Raw genomic sequence first — 15,709 nt, forward strand, 5'->3', positions numbered from 1 at the left:
ACTCCGAGGCGTCGTAGTACTACTATCGGTAGTGGAAGGTCGGACGACCCTCCACCACCGCAGAATCCGAAAGGATCGTCATGAGCACCCACATCCCCACCCCGGCCCGGGAAGACGCTGCCGCCGACCGCGCGGTGCGCGGTGGCGCCACCCTCTTCAACGACGACGTCGTCCGCTCCGGCTTCGCCCGAAAGCTGCTGGCCGCCATGCGGATCCTCATCGGCTGGACCTTCATGTGGCCCTTCATCGACAAGCTGTTCGGTCTGGGTTACGGCACGGAGTCCGAGGCTGCGGTGATCAACGGCGGGGCCCCCGCCCAGGGCTACATGCTCAACGCCACGGCCGACAGCCCCTTCGCCGGCATGTTCACCTGGATGGCCGAGACCTTCGGCTCCGTCGCTGACGCGCTGTTCATGTTCGGCCTCTTCGGCATCGGCCTGGCCATGCTCACCGGCGCCGGCCTGAAGATCGCGGCCTGGGGCGGCACGATCCTGATGGCCTTCATGTACCTGGCGGCGCTGCCGATCGGTCAGGCGAACATGGGCTTCACGAACCCGGTCACCGACTCCCACTGGATCGAGGCGCTCGTCCTCCTCGTGGCGGCGTACACGCTCTCCGGTGACACCTGGGGCCTGGGCCGCTGGTGGGGCAGGAAGGTCGGCAACGGCTGGCTGCGCTGACCACCCGGCCCTCGGCCACCAGCCCGCCCCCGCTCACCGAGCGGGGGCGGGCTCGTGCGTGTCCCGGCGGCGGCTCAGCAGGTGGCGCTGATGTCGCTCGCGGACTCGCTCGTCTCGCTCGGGGACGGGGTCTCGGACGGCGTCGGGGTGGAGGTGGTCGGGCTGGAGGTCGTCGGCTCGGACGTCGGCTCCGGCGGGTCGATCGCCTCGTCGACCATCCGGTGGATCCGGTCGTAGTCGGGGTTGACGACGTCGATGTTGTCGTTGGTCAGCGGCAGCGACTTGATCGAGTCGCCCTCCTGGATCGTCAGCACCAGCTCGGCCCACTCGTCGAGGTCCTGCTCGGGGATGTCCACCCGGACGTTGTCCTCGAGCGTCGAGGCCAGCGCCGGGTACCGCATGAGCATCGACGTCGGGTTGACCTGGTTGAGCAGCGCCCCGACCATGCACCGCTGGCGGCGCATCCGGGAGAAGTCACCGTCCTGCGAGGCCGCTCGGGAGCGCGAGTACCAGAGGGCGTGGAAACCGTCGAGCCGCTGCACGCCGGGCTCGATCCACCCCGTCGTCCCGACGACGTTGCCGGCCGCGTCGAGCTTGCAGCCGATGCAGACCCGCTCCTGGACGTCGATCTCCACGCCGCCCATGGCGTCGACGAGCTGGGTGAAGCCCTCGAGGTTGACCACAGTCGTGTAGTCGACGTCCAGGTCCAGGATCTGGCTCACGGCGTCCTTGGTCACCGTCAGGCCCGGCTCCGGGCTGTCGGGGAAGAGGTCGGCGTGGTCCTCGCCCAGCGTCCAGACGAATTCCATGAGGCACTGGTCGCCGCAGTTGTACCCGTCCGGGTAGATCTCCGAGAGCGGGTTGCTCTCCGAGAAGGGGATGTCCTGCAGGTTGCGCGGAATGCCGAAGAGGACCGTCTCGCCCGACTGCGGGTCGATGCTCGCGACCATGATCGCGTCCGGTCGGGTGCCGATCCGGCCCTTGCCGGCGTCGGAGCCCAGGAGCAGCATGTTCACCCGGTCGGTGCCGGCCCACGGGTCCTCGCCACCGGCCGGTCCCACCGCGCCCTCGGGGCGCAGGGTGTCGAAGACATTGCCGATGAGGGAGTGCTGGATCGCGGCGTAGCGCACCGTCTGCGCCGCGGGCGCGATGACGAGCACGCACGCCAGTGCCGCGAAGACGATCATCGCGATCCTCGGCCGGCCGCTGGCGCCCACCGGCAGGTTGTCACGGGCGGTGGTGACGATGCCCCACACCCACACCGCGGCGGCGATGACGACGACGGGGATGACCACGGTGAGCGCGTTGCGGCTGACACCGACGGTGATGACGCCCATCAGGCCCTTGGCGAGCACGTAGATGATCGCGACGACCAGGGCCACGACGAAGCCGGCGAGGATGACCTGCCCGGTCCGGCGCCGGGTGCGCAGGAGCCCGAGGCCGGGGACGACGGTGCTGGCCGCCGTCAGCGTGTAGTAGCGCCGGGCCTGCCGCGCGGTGCGCCGTGCGTTGGCCCCTCGTTCCCCGAGGCCGAGATGGCGGCCCGCAGGCGCATGCCGAGAAGCCACACGTGCCACCCTTCGCGTTCGCTCCCGTGGACGGAGGCGTCCGTGGGCAGATTTCAACCGACATGGTGACACAACGGCGGCTCGCCGAGGTAAGTTCCACCCCGGCGGCCCGTCACACGGGGTCGGGGTCGTACCAGCCGTCGAACTCCTCGGCCAGCGCGGCGAAGCGCTCACGTGCTCCCTCGGAGGGAGCGGAGTCCCCGGCTCCACCCTCGACGACGTGGACCGCCCACTCGTGGTCCTCGCCGTCGTCCTCACCGGCGAGCGCCTCGCGCACGACCCGCACCTCGAGGTACCCCTCGTCGACGAGGTCGTCGGCGACGCGCTCGGCGTCGTCACGGTCGGGGAAGACGATGAGGTGCTCGGTCATGACCTCGATTTTCCCACGCGGGCCGCTCCCGGTGCCACGTCGCACGGGCGAGACCCCGGGGTGACCCGGTCTTTACAGCGCCCGGGAGACGTGGTCTGGTCAGGTCATGTCCCAGGAGAAGAAGCTCGACGTCGCTGCGCTGCGCGCGAAGTTCCCGTCCCTGTCCTCCGGCATCGCCCACTTCGACGGCCCGGGAGGCACCCAGACTCCGGCGGTGGTGGGCGAGGCCGTCGCCCGCACCCTGACCGGGCCGCTGTCCAACCGCGGCAGCGGCGTGGTCAGCGAGACGAACGCCGAGGAGGCGATCGCGGGCTTCCGCGGCGCGCTGGCCGATCTGCTCGGTGCCCGACCGGAGGGCATCGTCTACGGCCGCAGCGCCACCCAGATCACCTACGACATCGCCCGGACAGTGGCGAAGGGGTGGGGCCCGGGTGATGACGTCGTCGTCAGCCAGCTCGACCACGACTCGAACGTCCGCCCCTGGGTGCAGGTGGCCGAGGCCGTCGGCGCGACCGTGCGGTGGCTGCCGCTCGACCCGGCCACGGGCGACCTCGACCTCAGCGGCATCGACGGGGTGATCACCGGACGCACCCGGCTCGTGGCGCTCACCGCCGCGTCGAACCTCCTGGGCACGCAGCCCCGGGTGGCCAAGATCGCCGAGGCGGCGCACCGCGTGGGGGCGCTCGTCTACGTCGACGGCGTCCACCACACCGCGCACGCGAGCGTGGACGTGGCCGCCCTGGGTGCCGACTTCTACGTCTGCTCGCCCTACAAGTTCTTCGGGCCGCACTGTGCCGCGCTCGCCGCGGACCCCGGGCTGCTGGCGACGCTCACCCCCGACAAGTTGCTGCCCTCCACGGACGAGGTGCCGGAGCGGTTCGAGCTCGGGACGCTGCCCTACGAGCTGATGGCCGGTGCGACGGCAGCGGTCGACGTCATCGCCGACATCGCCCCGGAGGGTGGCAGCCGGCGCGACCGGCTGGTCCGGGCCCACGAGCTCGTGCGCGAGCATGAGGACCGCCTCCGCGAGAGGGTCGAAGGGGGCCTGGCCGAGCTGGGCGACCGCGTCACCGTCCACTCCGTGGCCGAGCAGCGCACCCCCACACTGTTCTTCACCTTCGCCGACCGGGATGCCGCAGAGGCCTACCGGTTCCTCGGCGAGCGCGATGTCCTCGCGCCGGCCGGGAGCTTCTACGCCTACGAGCCCTTCCGCGCGCTCGATCTCCCGGTCGACAGCGGGATGCGGGTGGGTCTGGCGCCCTACACCGACGACTCGGACGTCGACCGACTCCTGGCCGGATTGCGCGACTTCCTCACCTGAGGTGTACGCAAGAGCCCAAGCAGTTGCGAAGAATTCGACCTCCGGACCGCAAAAGCCTAAGCAGTTGCGAAGGGGGGGGTCGACCTCCGGACCGCAAAAGCCTAAGCAGTTGCGTAGGGGTCGCGGCCCGTCAGACCGATGAGGCGGTCCTGACGGGAGGCGTCGGCGGGGACCTCCACCGCCGGTCCGCACACCCCTTCGCCACGGATGGCCTCGCCGAATCCGGCGATGGACTCCGCGATCTGGTCGAGCTCGCGGTCGCTGAAGACGACCTCCGTCCCGGCCGTGCGGCCGATGTCCCACCGGTGCACGAGCAGGTCGAAGCCGAAGAACCGCTCGAAGGCCCCACCGACCGTGCTCGCCCCGAAGGGGGTCTCGTACGGGCGCTCGGCGAGGGTGTCGTCGGCGAGCTGGCGGGCGACCGCCTCGGCGTGCGTGCGCCACGCCGTGGACGCGCCCAGCGCCTCGACCCTCGGCGTCGGGTCGGGCATGTCGGCCCCGGCCTTCTGGAGGAAGTCGCGCTGGGTGTCGATGAGGTGCTGGACCACGTCGGCGCCCGTCCAGCCCTCGCACGGGCTCGGGCCGGCGAGCTGCTGCGGGTCGACGGAGTCGACGAGACGCATCAACGGCGTGTTCTTGCGGTCGAAGACGGAGGCGGCATCGCGAGGAAGGGGCATGGCCCCAGAGTGCCATCCCCGCGCTGGGCCCGACCCCGACGCCGCTCGTGAACGCCGCGCGAACCCTCGGCGAAGCCTGCGTCGAAGGGCTTGCCGCACGTCGCCGGACCGGGTGGCATGGACGCGACATGAGCGGCCTCCTCGTCGCGATCGGCGACTCCTTCACCGAGGGTGTGGGCGACCCGCACCTGCACTACCCCAACGGCCTGCGCGGCTGGCCCGACCGCCTCGCCCGCCAGCTGGGCAGGGCCGACCGGACGTGGCGCTACGCGAACCTCGGGATCCGCAGCAAGTTCCTCGACCAGGTCGTCGCCGACCAGCTCGAGCCGGCGCTGTCGATGCGACCGACGCACGTGACCTTCGCCGCCGGTGGCAATGACCTGCTGTCCCTGCGGGCCGATGTCGACGACATCATCCGTCGCTACGAGGCAGCACTGCAGCGACTCGTCGACGCGGACGCGCAGGTCGTCGTCTTCACGACCTTCGAGCCGCAGACGAGCCTCCTCCTCGAGCCCCTGGTGCGCCGCGTGCGCACCCTCAACGCCGCGGTGCGCGACCTCGCCGCCACGCACGGGGCCGTGCTCGTCGACCACACCCGCATGCGTGAGTTCGACCAGAGGTCGCTGTGGTCGCCGGACCGGATCCACATGTCGCGACAGGGGCACAAGCGGATGGCCGCGGCCGTCGCCGACGCACTGGAGGTGCCGCACACGCTCAGGCTGCGCGACCTGGTGCCCGGGAAGACGACCGGGTGGCGACACATGGCGCGCACGGAGGCGACCTTCGTCCGGGACGAGGTGCTCCCGTTGGTCCGACGCCGGCTCCGTGGCGAGTACGACGGGGACACCACGCGGCCGAAGTGGCCGGTGCCCATCCACCCGGCCGACGGGATGAAGCGGTTGGCCGCGGAGCAGGCCACCCTCGAGCGGCAGCGACGACCCCGGGACGCCGCCCTCCACGGCACCTGAGGACCTCGCGTTCGGACCCTGCGGCCGGGGATGTCAGGATGCTGAGGACACACGCCGGGTACGACGGACGGAGGCCTCGTGGAGGTCAGTGCAGGGATCTGGGCCGCGACGATCGTCCTGATCGCGGGTCTGCTGTTGTTCGACTTCTTCTTCCACGTGCGCAAAGCGCACGTGCCCACCCTTCGCGAGGCGGCGATCTGGTCGGCCGTCTACGTCGGCATCGCGATCGTCTTCGGCCTCGCCGTGCTCCTCCTCGGCGGGGGGAGCGCAGGAGGCGAGTACTTCGCCGGCTACGTCACCGAGAAGGCGCTCTCGGTGGACAACCTCTTCGTCTTCCTCGTGATCATGTCCAGCTTCGCGGTGCCGCGCGAGGACCAGCAGAAGGTCCTGCTCTTCGGCATCGTCTTCGCGCTCCTCGCCCGCACCGGGTTCATCTTCCTCGGCGCGGCCCTGATCAACACCTTCGCCTGGGTCTTCTACTTCTTCGGGCTGATCCTCATCATCACGGCCGGCAACATGCTGCGGTCCGAGTCGAGCAGCGACCATGCCGGCGACAACATCGTGGTCCGGCTGGCCCGCAAGGTCATCCACACCACCGACTACTACGACGGGGACAAGCTCTTCACCGTCGACGACGGCAAGCGGGCGATGACGCCGATGCTCCTGGTGATGGTCGCCATCGCCGGCACCGACATCCTCTTCGCGCTCGACTCGATCCCGGCGATCTTCGGACTCACCCAGGACGTCTACATCGTCTTCACCGCGACGGCGTTCTCGCTGCTCGGCCTGCGACAGCTCTACTTCCTCATCGACGGGCTCCTCGACCGGCTGATCTACCTCTCCTACGGCCTGGCCGGGATCCTCGTCTTCATCGGCGTCAAGCTGATCATCCACGCCCTCCACGAGAACACCCTGCCCTTCATCAACAACGGGGAGCCGGTCGACGTCGTGGAGGTCACGACAGGCCTCTCGCTCGGCGTCATCGTCTCGATCCTCGTCGTGACGATCGCGATGTCGCTCTTCAGCAAGGCCGGTCGGGCGCAGAACGCCATCGCGGGTGCTCGCCGGCACGCCACCGAGTACCTGGACCTCAACTACACGACCGACGCCGAGGAGCGCGAGCGCGTTTACCGGGCGCTCGTCGCCGAGGGCGCGCAGATCCGCGCGCTGGGCCCGAAGTACCGGCAGAAGGCGCGTGAGGAGGAGGAGCTGCAGCGGCTCATCGAGCGTGCCGTCGAGCAGCACGAGAGGGCCGTCGACGAGGGTCGGGAGTCCTCGCCCAGGCCGTAGCCCGGCGGGCCCGACCCACTCGACCCGGACGGCGGCATGCGGGTCGCGTCAGGGGTGGAAGACGTCCTCGATCGCGCAGTCGAAGGTGGCGGCGATCCGGAAGGCCAGCGGCAGGCTCGGGTCGAAGCGGCCGCGCTCGATCGAGATGACCGTCTGCCGGGACACGCCCAGCTCCTCCGCCAGGCGGGTCTGCGACCAGCCGCGCTGCATCCGGCGGTCGGCGAGATCGTTGTCCATCAGGCCTCGCGGCGGGAGAGGACCCTGTACCGCAGCGCGGTGTCGGCGCAGGCACCCCCGAGGAGGCCCAGCAGGACCAGTCGCCCCGGCACGTCGAGGTCGAGGAGCGAGGTGAGCGTCAGCGCGACGCCGACCGCGATCACCACATCGAGGAAGGCGCCGGCCGTCGCACGCTCCATCCATCGCGACTCGACGCTGTCCTCGACGTGAGCGTCGAACTCGAGGGGCCAGTGGGAGGAGTCAGCCGCACTTCGTATCGTCTGCAGCAGCTCGAGGTACGGCGGACGATACAAGCTGCTGCCTGCAGTAGTTCGTATCGACGGGCGAAGGGGAGTCAGTCCCGCCGGGTGTGCGGGCGCCAGACGACGAGGGCCTGGCCGGCGTTGCGGGGGCGCGGTCGCTGCCCGTGGCGCAGCGCGACGATGTCGCCCTGCGAGCCGACGGCGAAGAACCGGCGACCCTGGCCGAGCTCCTCGCGTGCCTCGGCGAGCTCCGCGTCGAGCTCCTCGACCCGGGCGCGCAGGGCGGCCACCTGGTGCTCGAGCTCGAAGATGCGCTGGATCCCGCCGAGGGAGACGCCCTCGTCCTGGGAGAGGCGCTGCACCTCGCGCAGCCGGGTGACGTCGGCGGCGCTGTACCGCCGTCCGCCACCACGGGTGCGCGAGGGGATGACGAGCCCCATCCGGTCGTACTGACGCAACGTCTGCGCGTGCATGCCGGCGAGCTCGGCGGCGACGGAGATGACGAAGACCGGGGACTCGTCGTCACCGCTCAGTCCCGAGATCCGGGCCATCGAGCTCACGTCCTCTCTGCGTCGGTCTCCCGCGGTCAGCCCCGCGCCGCGGACGCGAGGTCTGCGCGCGGGTCACCGGTGGCCGAGTCGCGCAGGACCTGGATGGCCTCGCGCTCGGCATCGCTGAGATCGGTCGGCACGACGATCTGCACCTTGGCGAGCAGGTCCCCCTTCGCCTTGGCGGTCGCCACCCCGCGCCCCTTGAGCCGCAGCACACGGCCGCTCGGGGTGCCGGGGGCGATCTTGACCTTCACGCTCGACCCGTCGAGGGTCGGCACGGCCACGGTCGCCCCGAGCGCCGCCTCGGCGAAGGTCACCGGCAGGTCGATCGTCAGGTTGTTGCCGTCGCGCCCGAAGACCGGGTGCGCCTGCACCGAGACGGTGAGGATCAGGTCGCCACGCCCGACGCTCGGGTCGCCGTGGGCGCCCTTGCCGCGCACGCGGATCTTCTGCCCGTCCTTGACGCCGGCGGGGATCTTGGCGTTGACCTTCTCGCCGTTGACGTCGAGGGAGATGGTGCGCCCCTCGACGGCGTCGCGGAAGGACAGCTGTGTCCGGGCGGTGAGGTCGGCACCCTTCTGCGGTCCACGGGGCGAGCGGAAACCGGCGCCCTGGCCACCGAAGCCGGCTGGCCCGGCGCCACCGCCGAACATCGAGAGGATGTCCTCCAGGTCCGGCTCACCGGCCCCGCCCCCGGCGAAGGGGGAGCCGCCCCCGGTGCTGTAGCGCATCCGGGAACCGCCCCCTCCCCCGCCGAAGGCGGAGAAGATGTCCTCGAAGCCCCCGTTGCCACCGGGGCCGCCCGCGGTGAAGCGGGCACCCCCGCCGGTCATGGAGCGGATCGCGTCGTACTCGCGCCGCTCCTCGGGGTCGGAGAGCACGGCATGGGCCTCGCCGATGTCCTTGAACTTCTGCTCGGCCGCTGGGTTCCCCTCGTTGCGGTCGGGGTGGTACTGCTTGGCGAGCTTCCGGTAGGCCTTTTTGATCTCGCTCGTCTCGGCGTCCTTGCTGACCCCGAGGACGGCATAGAAGTCCTTGTCCAACCAGTCCTGACTTGCCATGTTCTCCTCCTTCCGGGCTTCGGGTGGTTACTGCGGGTCGGCGACGGCGACGCGGGCCGCCCGCAGCACACGATCGCCCGCACGGTAGCCCGGCTGGAGGACCGTGACGACCGTCGTCTCGGTCGTGTCCGTCGGCAGGTCCGCGTCCTCCGGGTCCCACTCGGCGTGCATCAGTGCCTCGTGGACGTTGGGGTCGAAGGGCTCGCCCTTGGCCCCGACGCGCTCCAGGCCGTACTTGCCCAGCGCCTGCTGGAGCTTGTCGGTGATGGTGCGCACCGGGCTGCCCTCGGGCAGGTCCCCGTGCTGGTCGGCGAGCTGGATCTCGTCGAGCACCGGCAGGAGCGTCTCGAGGACGTCGTGCGCCGCACGGATCTGGATATCCGCCCGGTCGCGGTCCACGCGCCGCTTGTAGTTGACGTACTCGGCCTGCAGCCGCAGCAGGTCCTCGAGGCGCTCGGCCGCGAGGGCGGTGTCGGGGTGCACATCGGCCTCGGGGGTGTCCGACTCGGCCGGCGTGTCGTCTCCGTCGGAGGCCCCGCCGGGGGCGGCCCCGGAGGGTGCAGTCTCCTGCTCCTCCGGGACCACCTCGGCGTCGACCGGCTCCTCGGCCCGGGTGTCCGCGTCAGCGGTCACCTCGGGGTCGATCGGCTCGTTGGGGTCGGTCACTTCTTCTCCTCGGAGTCAGCGTCCTCGTCGACGACCTCGGCGTCGACGATGTCGTCGTCGCCCTCGGTCGAGCCCTGGTCGCCGCCGGTGTCGGCGCCGGGGGTCTCGCCACCGGCCTGGCCCTCCTCGGCGGAGGCCGCGTAGAGGGCGGCGCCCATCTTCTGGCTCTCCTCGTTGAGGGTGTCGACCTTCTTGTTGAGGTCCTCGACGCTGATCTCGGACTCGGGCTTGATGGCCTCCTTGAGGTCGGCGAGGGCGTCGTCGACGGGCTTGCGCTGCTCGTCGGTCAGCTTCTCGCCGGACTCGGAGAGGAACTTCTCCGTGGAGTAGACGAGGTTCTCCGCCGTGTTGCGGGCCTCGGTCTCCTCACGACGCTGCCGGTCCTCGTCCGCGTGGGCCTCGGCCTCCTTGACCATGCGGTCGATCTCCTCCTTCGACAGCGCGGAGCCGCCGGAGATGGTGATCTTCTGCTCCTGGCCGGTGCCGCGGTCCTTGGCGGAGACGTTGACGATGCCGTTGGCGTCGATGTCGAAGGTGACCTCGACCTGCGGCACACCACGCGGCGCCGGCGCGATGCCGGTCAGCTCGAAGGTGCCGAGGTTCTTGTTCTGCTGCGCGATCTCGCGCTCACCCTGGAAGACCTGGATGAGCACCGAGGGCTGGTTGTCCTCGGCGGTCGAGAACACCTCCGAGCGCTTCGTCGGGATGGCCGTGTTGCGCTCGATCAGCTTGGTGAACAGGCCGCCCTTGGTCTCGATGCCCAAGGACAGCGGGGTGACGTCGATGAGCAGAACGTCCTTGCGCTCGCCCTTGAGGACACCGGCCTGCAGGGCCGCGCCGAGCGCGACGACCTCGTCCGGGTTGACGCCCTTGTTCGGGTCCTTCTTGGTCATCTCCTTGACGAGCTCGCTGACCGCGGGCATGCGGGTCGAGCCACCGACGAGGACCACGTGGTCGATGTCGGAGAGGGAGACCCCGGCGTCCTTGATGACGTTGTCGAAGGGCTGCTTCGTGCGGTCGAGCAGGTCCTTGGTCATCTGCTCGAAGTTCGCGCGGGAGAGCGACTCGTCGAGGTGGATCGGGCCGTTGTCGCCCATCGACAGGTACTGCAGGTTGATGGAGGTGGTCGAGGAGGAGGAGAGCTCCTTCTTGGCCTGCTCCGCCGCGTCCCGCAGACGCTGCATGGCGATCTTGTCGTTGCTCAGGTCCACGCCGGTGTTGTTCTTCACCTGGGTGAGCAGGTGGTTGACGATGCGCTCATCCCAGTCGTCACCACCGAGCTGGTTGTCACCGGAGGTGGCACGCACCTGGATGGTGGAGAAGCCGTCCTCGGGGTCCTTGCCGACCTCGAGCAGGGAGACGTCGAAGGTACCGCCACCGAGGTCGAAGACGAGGATGAGCTCGTCCTCCTTGCCCTTGTCGAGGCCGTAGGCCAGGGCCGCAGCGGTGGGCTCGTTGACGATGCGCAGGACGTTCAGGCCCGCGATCTCGCCGGCCTCCTTGGTGGCCTGGCGCTCGTGGTCGTCGAAGTAGGCGGGGACGGTGACGACGGCGTCGGTCACGTCCTCACCGAGGTAGGCCTCGGCGTCGCGCTTGAGCTTCTGCAGCGTGCGGGCCGAGATCTCCTGGGCGGTGTACCTCTTGCCGTCGATCTCGTCGGTCGTCCAGTCGGTGCCGATGTGGCGCTTGACGGAGCGGACGGTGCGGTCGGCGTTGGTCACCGCCTGACGCTTGGCGACCTCTCCGGCGAGGACCTCGCCGCCCTTGGAGAAGGCCACGACGGACGGGGTGGTGCGCCCGCCTTCGGCGTTGGCGATGATCGTGGGCTCGCCACCCTCGAGGACGGCGACGGCAGAGTTGGTGGTTCCGAGGTCGATGCCAACGGCACGGGCCATGGGGGTGCTCCTTCGTGATCGCGGCGCCGAGGTGGTTGACCCCGGCGGAGTTGAGTTGTTGTCACTCAACTTAGATACCGGCTCACGGCTTGCGCAAATCGGAGGCTCAAAAGTTGAGTTCACTCGGCTCAACTATGGGCGAAGGGGGTTTGTTCCCGGCTCGAGGGATCGCGTCGACCCGCTGTGCGCGGCAGGCCCCCGGTGGGGTCGTGCTGTCTCCCGCGACCCGCCGCCGTTGCCGAGGTCGGCCACGCTGACGGAGAATCGGGGCGGGCCCCCACTTCCCGGGGGTCCGTCCGTACGGGGAGGTACGTCATGACGAGCACATCAACCCGCCGTCCGGCCGGGAGTGCCGGTCACGACGTGCGCAATGCCTGGCTGAGCGTGCTCCTGCTGCCGATCGCCTTCGGGCTGGCCTTCCTCATCGGTGAGGGCCTCATCGGGCTCTTCGGGTACCCCGTCGGCGACACGGCCGGCGAGGCACCGCTGTGGGCCATCCTGGCGGCGACCATCCCGGCCCTGCTGGTCTTCTGCCTACCGGCCCTCCTCTCCTCCTGGTTCGCCCGTCGGGCCGCCTCACACGGCGACCGCCGCGGGTGGGTACCGGCGACCCTGCTGGCCGTCGTCGCGCTGGCGTTCATCGCGATGAACGTCCTCGCCGGACTCGGTCTCGAGATGCAGTCGGGGTGACGGCGCCGAGGCCGGCGGCCAGCGCCTCGAGGCGGAGCGCGACCAGGACGCACATGACGCACCAGGGCAAGAGCGACAGGATCGACATCACCAGCCCGAGGACGCCGAAGGTCGAGGGGACGAGCATCAGCACCCCTGCCACGAAGGCCCACCACGCGACGGCACGCCCGAGCACCCGGGTGCGCAGCAGGGCGGTCGCGACCAGCAGCAGGGCGATCCCGTTGAGGATGTAGTAGGTCAGGAACGCCGTCCCCCGCCACGACGCCATCAGCACCTCCCCCGCAGCCAGGAGAGCCGGCCGGTCGGCGACGGGCGCAGCCGCGTGCTCCTGCGCAAGCAGCAGCATCTCGACGGACGGGTTGGAGGAGAGGTAGGCCGCCATGCCCAGGACGACCAGCAGCCCGGCGATCGCAGCCGTGGACCGGGCCTGCTGCCAGAGCACGACGACCAACGCCAGGTAGACCAGGGCGACCAGGACGTTGTTGAGGCCGTAGATCACGTCGAGGCTGACCAGGCCGAGCAAGGGACTGCGCGTCATGAGGTCGACGAACTCCGCGGCCGTGGCCGGTGGCGGGTGGAGAGCGAAGACGACGACCTGCACCAGGACGAGCACCACCGAGCCCAGCGCTGCGACGGCGCCGGTGCGCAGCACGCCCCGCCACGGAAGCAGGGCCTTCCGGGCGGCGACGATCTCGTCGTCCACGCACGCAAGTCTGGCACGGGCGGCGCACGGTCACTCGGGTGAGCGGCCCTCGTGCCGCTGGTCAGCGCGCGACGTAGATGGTGTTGCTCGACTGGCCGCCGGTGAGGAAGTTGGCGAAGGCCACCACGAGCGCGTCCACATGGTCGAAGACCCGCTCGAGCAGCCCGCAGAACTGCTCGTCGGGCGGGTCGTCCGACCAGAGCGCGAAGACCCCGCCGGGACGCAGGTGGGCGGTGAGCCGGCGCAGTCCGTCCTCGCTGTAGAAGGGGGCGTGGTCGGGGTGGAGCAGGTGGTGCGGGGTGTGGTCGATGTCGAGCAGCACCGCGTCGAAGGTCCGCCCCGGGGCGTCCGGGTCGAAGCCTGCCTCGGACGCCGCGAGCGCGAAGAAGTCGTCGTGCAGCAGCCGGGTGCGCGGGTCCCGCACGAGGTCGGCCGACTCGGGCAGCAGCTCGCGCTCGTGCCAGTCGATCACCTCCGCCATCGCGTCGACGACGACCATCGAGCGCACCCGCGGGTCCTCGAGCGCGGCCCGCGCCGTGCAGCCCAGGCCGAGGCCGCCGACGACCACGTCCAGCTGGTCCCCCTTCGCCTCGGCCAGCCCCAGCCGGGCCAGCTCGACCTCGGCGACCGTGAACAGGCTCGACATGAGGAACTCGTCACCGAGCTTGACCTCGTAGACTTCCACCTTGAGCGTCGGCTCGACCCGTCGGCGCAGGCTGATCTCCCCCCGGGGCGTCGAGCTCCAGGCGAGCTCCTCGAATCGTCGCATCGCCCCAGTCTGCCCCCTCCGGGTGTCGCGCGTCGGCGGCGGCGGAGCGGGTACGGCAAGGGGGCGACGTCATCGAGAGGAAGAGGATGAACGCGGAAGACGAGAGGGTGCTGTTCGCGACCATCGCGAGGGACCTGGCCAGCAAGACCTCCGAGCAGGCCATCCTCGACTCGGTCGTGGAGATGGCCGTACGACTGGTGCCCGGGTGCGATGACGCCGGGGTCATGATCATCACCAAGCAACACAAGGTCGAGACCCCCGCTGCCACCAGTCAACGGGTGCGTGACTCCGACGACGCCCAGGCCGAGCACGGCGAAGGGCCGTGCTTCGACGCCTCGCACGCGCACGAGGAGCGCAACGCGGCCTTCCACTGCCACTCGACGAGCGCCGATTCCCGGTGGCCCCGGTACCTGCCGCGGGCGCGGGAGCTGGGGGTGGGGAGCATACTCGGCTTCCAGCTGTTCAGCCACGAGCACACCTTCGGCGCCCTGAATCTCTACAGCGACCGGGAGCACGCCTTCAGCGCCGAGAGCGAGAACCGCGGGTGGGTCCTGGCCTCCCACGCCGCGGTCGCGCTGACCTCGGCACGCACGAGCCGGCAGCTGCACGCGGCCCTGGAGAACGCGCGCACGATCGGCCAGGCGGTCGGGATGGTGCGGGCCCGGTACGACATGTCGGAGGAGCAGGCGACCTCGGCCCTGCTGCGGATGTCGCAGGAGAACAACGTCAAGATGGCCGACCTCGCCCGGTCGGTGGTCACGGACGGCGTCCAGGCCCGCTGACACGGGCTCCCGGCGAAGGGAGACAATGTCGACATGGGTGCAGGACATGCTCACTCCCCGCCAGCCGATGACGCGGGGCACCCCGGGGACTTCCGCACGAAGCTCGCCATCGCCTTCGCGATCACGGCGGGCATCGTCGTGGCCCAGGCCGTGGGCGCCTGGGTCACCGGCAGCCTCGCGCTCCTGACCGACACGGCCCACGCCCTGACCGACGCCTCCGGGCTGCTGGTCGCCCTCATCGCCGGCACGCTGATGCTGCGACCGGCCGCCTCCACCCGGACCTGGGGGTACCGGCGGGTCGAGGTGATCGCCGCACTCGCCCAGGCGACCCTGCTCCTCGTCGTCGGCGCCTACGCGGCGGTCGAAGGCGTCCGTCGCCTCGTCGCCCCGCCCGAGGTGCCCGCCGGGGAGCTGCTCGTCTTCGGCATCATCGGCCTCGTCGCCAACGCCGTCGCCATCGGGGTCCTGGCGTCGAACCGGTCGGCCAACCTCAACATGCGCGCCGCCTTCCTCGAGGTGCTCAACGACGCCCTCGGCTCGGTGGGCGTGATCATCGCGGCGATCGTCATCGCGACGACCGGCTACCTGCAGGCGGACGCGATCGCGGGCCTCTTCATCGCCGCGCTCATCGTCCCGCGGGCGGTCAAGCTCCTGCGCGAGACCTCCAGCGTGCTGATGGAGTTCACGCCCAAGGGACTCGACCTCGACGACGTCCGCGAGCACATGCTGTCCGTGGAGCACGTGCGCGAGGTCCACGACCTGCACGCCTCCACGGTGGCCACCGGCCTGCCGACCCTCAGCGCCCACGTCGTCGTCGACGACGAGTGCTTCGCCGACGGGCACGCCGCCGAGGTGCTCGCCCACGTGAAGACGTGCGTCGCCGAGCACTTCGACGTCGCCATCCACCACTCGACCATCCAGATCGAGACGCCGTCGATCAGCGCGGCCGAGCCGCGGTCGACGAAGCACTGAGGTCCGTGTGCGCGTCCGTGGCACGGGAGGCCGCGGGCGGGCCGATAGCATCAGGCGACCCGTCCATGGACGCGCAGGAGGTGCGATGCGGACCCGGAGCGCCGAGATGCGCGCCACGATGATGACCGCGCAGGAGGCTGTGCCCTACGACGCCGACCCGGTCGCGCGCGAGCAGGGCAGCTCGGGGCGGCTGCAGTACTTCGACATGCACCTGGGCCAGCGCTTCGTGGACACGGGATCGATGCGGCCCTGACGACGACAGTGATC

The 15,709-nt window shown here is 70.4% G+C and carries 19 protein-coding genes; 8 read left to right on the plus strand and 11 right to left on the minus strand.

Features of this window, described 5'->3' with window-relative positions; all coding sequences use genetic code 11:
* The first annotated feature begins 80 nt into the window (after positions 1-80).
* Entirely contained in the window at positions 81-680 is a 600-nt protein-coding gene (locus O9K63_RS10590; protein ID WP_277237660.1) for a DoxX family protein, read from the plus strand.
* Positions 681-754: 74 nt separating this feature from the next.
* On the opposite strand, the gene O9K63_RS10595 is transcribed toward O9K63_RS10590, so the two are convergent.
* The gene (locus O9K63_RS10595) at positions 755-2,248 is read right to left on the minus strand and encodes an LCP family protein (RefSeq protein WP_277237661.1); all 1,494 of its coding nucleotides are present in this window, start codon (positions 2,246-2,248) and stop codon (positions 755-757) included.
* A 112-nt stretch (positions 2,249-2,360) separates the two neighbouring features.
* The gene (locus O9K63_RS10600; protein WP_277237663.1) at positions 2,361-2,618 is read right to left on the minus strand and encodes a ribonuclease E inhibitor RraB; all 258 of its coding nucleotides are present in this window, start codon (positions 2,616-2,618) and stop codon (positions 2,361-2,363) included.
* A 106-nt stretch (positions 2,619-2,724) separates the two neighbouring features.
* Between O9K63_RS10600 and O9K63_RS10605 the strand changes: the two genes are divergently transcribed.
* On the plus strand, positions 2,725-3,939 hold the full coding sequence (locus O9K63_RS10605; RefSeq protein ID WP_277237665.1) for a cysteine desulfurase-like protein: 1,215 nt from the start codon (positions 2,725-2,727) through the stop codon (positions 3,937-3,939).
* 101 nt (positions 3,940-4,040) lie between these two features.
* On the opposite strand, the gene O9K63_RS10610 is transcribed toward O9K63_RS10605, so the two are convergent.
* Positions 4,041-4,616 (minus strand): TIGR03086 family metal-binding protein, encoded by a 576-nt coding sequence (locus tag O9K63_RS10610; RefSeq protein WP_277237667.1) that lies wholly within the window; start codon positions 4,614-4,616, stop codon positions 4,041-4,043.
* A 128-nt stretch (positions 4,617-4,744) separates the two neighbouring features.
* On the opposite strand from O9K63_RS10610, the gene O9K63_RS10615 reads away from it, so the two are divergent.
* Complete coding sequence (locus O9K63_RS10615; RefSeq protein WP_277237669.1) at positions 4,745-5,584, plus strand: SGNH/GDSL hydrolase family protein; 840 nt, start codon at positions 4,745-4,747, stop codon at positions 5,582-5,584.
* A gap of 78 nt (positions 5,585-5,662) precedes the next feature.
* The gene (locus O9K63_RS10620) at positions 5,663-6,874 is read left to right on the plus strand and encodes a TerC family protein (protein ID WP_277237671.1); all 1,212 of its coding nucleotides are present in this window, start codon (positions 5,663-5,665) and stop codon (positions 6,872-6,874) included.
* Between the two features lie 48 nt (positions 6,875-6,922).
* Here the strand turns inward: O9K63_RS10620 and O9K63_RS10625 are convergent, their stop codons facing one another.
* From O9K63_RS10625 to dnaK, 6 genes are all read right to left on the minus strand, one after another.
* The gene (locus O9K63_RS10625; RefSeq protein WP_277237673.1) at positions 6,923-7,111 is read right to left on the minus strand and encodes a helix-turn-helix transcriptional regulator; all 189 of its coding nucleotides are present in this window, start codon (positions 7,109-7,111) and stop codon (positions 6,923-6,925) included.
* Positions 7,111-7,290 carry a hypothetical protein gene (locus O9K63_RS10630; RefSeq protein WP_277237675.1) on the minus strand — a complete coding sequence of 60 codons (180 nt, stop codon included), beginning with the start codon at positions 7,288-7,290 and terminating at the stop codon, positions 7,111-7,113. The genes O9K63_RS10625 and O9K63_RS10630 overlap by 1 nt, the downstream gene beginning before the upstream one ends.
* A gap of 155 nt (positions 7,291-7,445) precedes the next feature.
* Complete coding sequence (locus O9K63_RS10635) at positions 7,446-7,904, minus strand: heat shock protein transcriptional repressor HspR (protein ID WP_277242308.1); 459 nt, start codon at positions 7,902-7,904, stop codon at positions 7,446-7,448.
* Positions 7,905-7,939: 35 nt separating this feature from the next.
* Complete coding sequence (locus tag O9K63_RS10640) at positions 7,940-8,965, minus strand: DnaJ C-terminal domain-containing protein (RefSeq protein ID WP_277237677.1); 1,026 nt, start codon at positions 8,963-8,965, stop codon at positions 7,940-7,942.
* Positions 8,966-8,992: 27 nt separating this feature from the next.
* Complete coding sequence (locus O9K63_RS10645; RefSeq protein ID WP_277237679.1) at positions 8,993-9,631, minus strand: nucleotide exchange factor GrpE; 639 nt, start codon at positions 9,629-9,631, stop codon at positions 8,993-8,995.
* Positions 9,628-11,526 carry a molecular chaperone DnaK gene (dnaK, locus tag O9K63_RS10650; RefSeq protein ID WP_277237681.1) on the minus strand — a complete coding sequence of 633 codons (1,899 nt, stop codon included), beginning with the start codon at positions 11,524-11,526 and terminating at the stop codon, positions 9,628-9,630. Before dnaK ends, O9K63_RS10645 begins: the two co-directional genes overlap by 4 nt.
* A gap of 315 nt (positions 11,527-11,841) precedes the next feature.
* Between dnaK and O9K63_RS10655 the strand changes: the two genes are divergently transcribed.
* Complete coding sequence (locus O9K63_RS10655; protein ID WP_277237683.1) at positions 11,842-12,216, plus strand: hypothetical protein; 375 nt, start codon at positions 11,842-11,844, stop codon at positions 12,214-12,216.
* Here O9K63_RS10655 and O9K63_RS10660 read toward each other — a convergent pair.
* Together O9K63_RS10660 and O9K63_RS10665 are read right to left on the minus strand one after the other, a co-directional pair.
* Positions 12,164-12,919, minus strand: a complete 756-nt coding sequence (locus O9K63_RS10660) for a hypothetical protein (RefSeq protein WP_277237684.1) — start codon at positions 12,917-12,919, stop codon at positions 12,164-12,166. The two genes, O9K63_RS10655 and O9K63_RS10660, sit on opposite strands and share 53 nt — an antisense overlap.
* Positions 12,920-12,980: 61 nt before the next feature.
* Positions 12,981-13,688 carry a spermidine synthase gene (locus O9K63_RS10665; protein WP_277237686.1) on the minus strand — a complete coding sequence of 236 codons (708 nt, stop codon included), beginning with the start codon at positions 13,686-13,688 and terminating at the stop codon, positions 12,981-12,983.
* 86 nt (positions 13,689-13,774) lie between these two features.
* Here O9K63_RS10665 and O9K63_RS10670 point away from each other — a divergent pair, with 86 nt between their 5' ends.
* From O9K63_RS10670 to O9K63_RS10680, 3 genes are all read left to right on the plus strand, one after another.
* A complete protein-coding gene (locus O9K63_RS10670) occupies positions 13,775-14,470 on the plus strand; it encodes a GAF and ANTAR domain-containing protein (protein WP_277237688.1) in 696 nt (231 codons plus the stop codon).
* Between the two features lie 33 nt (positions 14,471-14,503).
* Complete coding sequence (locus O9K63_RS10675) at positions 14,504-15,442, plus strand: cation diffusion facilitator family transporter (RefSeq protein ID WP_277237689.1); 939 nt, start codon at positions 14,504-14,506, stop codon at positions 15,440-15,442.
* Positions 15,443-15,527: 85 nt separating this feature from the next.
* Complete coding sequence (locus O9K63_RS10680; RefSeq protein WP_277237690.1) at positions 15,528-15,695, plus strand: hypothetical protein; 168 nt, start codon at positions 15,528-15,530, stop codon at positions 15,693-15,695.
* The last annotated feature ends 14 nt before the right edge of the window (positions 15,696-15,709 follow it).

This window comes from Janibacter cremeus, from assembly GCF_029395675.1.
In the GTDB taxonomy this organism is placed as follows: domain Bacteria; phylum Actinomycetota; class Actinomycetes; order Actinomycetales; family Dermatophilaceae; genus Janibacter; species Janibacter cremeus_A.

What these genes read in the sequence shown, in the direction of transcription:
- O9K63_RS10670 (WP_277237688.1), top strand. Translation starts at nt 13,775, where the DNA reads ATGAACGCGGAAGACGAGAGGGTGCTGTTCGCGACCATCGCGAGGGAC.
- O9K63_RS10630 (WP_277237675.1), bottom strand. Translation starts at nt 7,290, where the DNA reads ATGGAGCGTGCGACGGCCGGCGCCTTCCTCGATGTGGTGATCGCGGTC.
- O9K63_RS10680 (WP_277237690.1), top strand. Translation starts at nt 15,528, where the DNA reads ATGCGGACCCGGAGCGCCGAGATGCGCGCCACGATGATGACCGCGCAG.
- O9K63_RS10665 (WP_277237686.1), bottom strand. Translation starts at nt 13,688, where the DNA reads ATGCGACGATTCGAGGAGCTCGCCTGGAGCTCGACGCCCCGGGGGGAG.
- O9K63_RS10625 (WP_277237673.1), bottom strand. Translation starts at nt 7,111, where the DNA reads ATGGACAACGATCTCGCCGACCGCCGGATGCAGCGCGGCTGGTCGCAG.
- dnaK (WP_277237681.1), bottom strand. Translation starts at nt 11,526, where the DNA reads ATGGCCCGTGCCGTTGGCATCGACCTCGGAACCACCAACTCTGCCGTC.
- O9K63_RS10655 (WP_277237683.1), top strand. Translation starts at nt 11,842, where the DNA reads ATGACGAGCACATCAACCCGCCGTCCGGCCGGGAGTGCCGGTCACGAC.
- O9K63_RS10640 (WP_277237677.1), bottom strand. Translation starts at nt 8,965, where the DNA reads ATGGCAAGTCAGGACTGGTTGGACAAGGACTTCTATGCCGTCCTCGGG.
- O9K63_RS10615 (WP_277237669.1), top strand. Translation starts at nt 4,745, where the DNA reads ATGAGCGGCCTCCTCGTCGCGATCGGCGACTCCTTCACCGAGGGTGTG.
- O9K63_RS10605 (WP_277237665.1), top strand. Translation starts at nt 2,725, where the DNA reads ATGTCCCAGGAGAAGAAGCTCGACGTCGCTGCGCTGCGCGCGAAGTTC.
- O9K63_RS10590 (WP_277237660.1), top strand. Translation starts at nt 81, where the DNA reads ATGAGCACCCACATCCCCACCCCGGCCCGGGAAGACGCTGCCGCCGAC.
- O9K63_RS10610 (WP_277237667.1), bottom strand. Translation starts at nt 4,616, where the DNA reads ATGCCCCTTCCTCGCGATGCCGCCTCCGTCTTCGACCGCAAGAACACG.
- O9K63_RS10635 (WP_277242308.1), bottom strand. Translation starts at nt 7,904, where the DNA reads ATGGCCCGGATCTCGGGACTGAGCGGTGACGACGAGTCCCCGGTCTTC.
- O9K63_RS10675 (WP_277237689.1), top strand. Translation starts at nt 14,504, where the DNA reads ATGGGTGCAGGACATGCTCACTCCCCGCCAGCCGATGACGCGGGGCAC.
- O9K63_RS10600 (WP_277237663.1), bottom strand. Translation starts at nt 2,618, where the DNA reads ATGACCGAGCACCTCATCGTCTTCCCCGACCGTGACGACGCCGAGCGC.